This is a genomic window from Streptomyces sp. NPDC058701, from assembly GCF_042715295.1.
Lineage (GTDB): Bacteria > Actinomycetota > Actinomycetes > Streptomycetales > Streptomycetaceae > Streptomyces.
Genome location: NZ_JBHXSY010000140.1, coordinates 1 through 1,640 on the forward strand (window position 1 = coordinate 1; position 1,640 = coordinate 1,640).

Below are 1,640 nucleotides of genomic sequence, written 5' to 3' on the forward strand. Positions count from 1 at the left end.
GTGATCTTGTCCCAGTCCTGGCGGCCGGCATAGCGGAACGACGCCCGCAGCAGATAGACGACGCAGGTCTGCACGACCGTTCTGGGCCAGACCTCGCCGACCGCGTCGGGCAGGCCCTTCAAACCGTCGCAGACCAGCATCAGCACGTCTTCGACGCCGCGGTTCTTCAGCTCGGTCAGGACACGGAGCCAGTGTTTGGCGCCTTCGCCGCCCTCACCGCCGGCCCACAGGCCGAGGATGTCGCGGTGACCTTCGGCCGTGACCGCAAGGGCCATACAGACGGGCCGGTTGGCGACCTGGCCCTCGCGGATCTTCACGTTGATGCAGTCGATGAAGACCACCGGATAGACGGCTTGAGTTCTATCGGTGGTTGCGAACGTTTCCGGAGAGGGATGTTCGGATGCCCAGATACGCCCGAACAGGATGCCGACCTCGGTGAAGAAGAGGTACTTCGAGCTGGTGAGGGAGGGCCGCAAGGGTGCGGCAGCCGCCCGGGCAGTGGGGGTGTCCACCAGCTGCGGCTCCAAGTGGTTTCTGGAAGCTGGAGGCATGATCGTTCCAGACCCAGGCCCGATATCACCGCGTTTCCTCACTCAGGACGATCGCATCGCCATAGCCGACGGCCTGCACGCGAAACGGAACGTGAAGGACATCGCCATCTCCGTCGGCAAGAGCTTCCAGACCGTCTACCGGGAGATCGAGCGAGGCAGCAGGCCCGGCATCGGCTACCAACCCTGGTGGGCCCACAACCAGGCCCTCCTGCGCAGACACCGTCCCAAGGGGGAGAAGATCCGCGGCTCAGAGCCCCTACGCACCCTCGTCCGCGAGAAGCTCACCGACAAGTGGTCACCCCAGCAGATCTCGCGCTTCCTCACCCGCACCCATGCAGGCGATCCGGCGATGCGGGCCTGCACTGAGACGATCTACCGAGCCCTGTTCGCCGGCCTGCTTGGCAGCCGCCCCGGCAAGATCCGCACCGGTCGCACCCGCCGCAAGAAGCAGCGACGAGGCGTCCCAACGCTGAACAAGATCAAGAACATGACGCTGATCCATCAGCGGTCAACCGAGGTCAACGACCCTGTGATTGCCGGGCATTGGGAGGGCGACCTCATCATCGGACGGGGCCAGGGCTCAGCGATCGGCACGCTGGTGGAGCGGACCATCCGCCACGTCCAGCTCATCCACTTGCCGCACGGCTGGAAGGCCCCCGCAGGTCCGCGACGCGCTCATCGCGCAGACCGCGGGTATTCGCCCCAGATGCGAAAGTCACTCACCTGGGACCAGGGCCGTGAGCTGACCCTGCACGAGGACATCGAGGCAGTCACCGGCTTCCGGATCTACTTCTGCGACCCGCACTCACCCTGGCAGCGTGGGATGAACGAGAACACGAACGGGCTGCTGCGGCAGCACTTCCCCAAGGGCAGCGATCTGTCCGTCCACACCGCCCGTGACCTCCGCGATGTTGCCGGCCAACTGATTCGCAGGCCCCGTCTGGTCCTCGGCGACAAGACACCCGCCGAGGCCATGCGAGGATGGCTGACAGGACCATTGACCAGCTGATTCGCAATCACTGATGGAAACCGCCCGCGGTCGAGCGGGCGGGCCTGCCATTCGGCCATGCCCTCCATCACCGAATCGGT

At 65.4% G+C, this 1,640-nt stretch carries 1 protein-coding gene and 1 pseudogene; one reads left to right on the forward strand and one right to left on the reverse strand.

What is annotated here, in order from left to right:
• Positions 1-350, reverse strand: a pseudogene (locus ACFWW8_RS38565) (transposase); the annotation flags it as partial.
• 199 nt (positions 351-549) lie between these two features.
• Here ACFWW8_RS38565 and ACFWW8_RS38570 point away from each other — a divergent pair.
• The gene (locus ACFWW8_RS38570; RefSeq protein WP_386537606.1) at positions 550-1,560 is read left to right on the forward strand and encodes an IS30 family transposase; all 1,011 of its coding nucleotides are present in this window, start codon (positions 550-552) and stop codon (positions 1,558-1,560) included.
• The last annotated feature ends 80 nt before the right edge of the window (positions 1,561-1,640 follow it).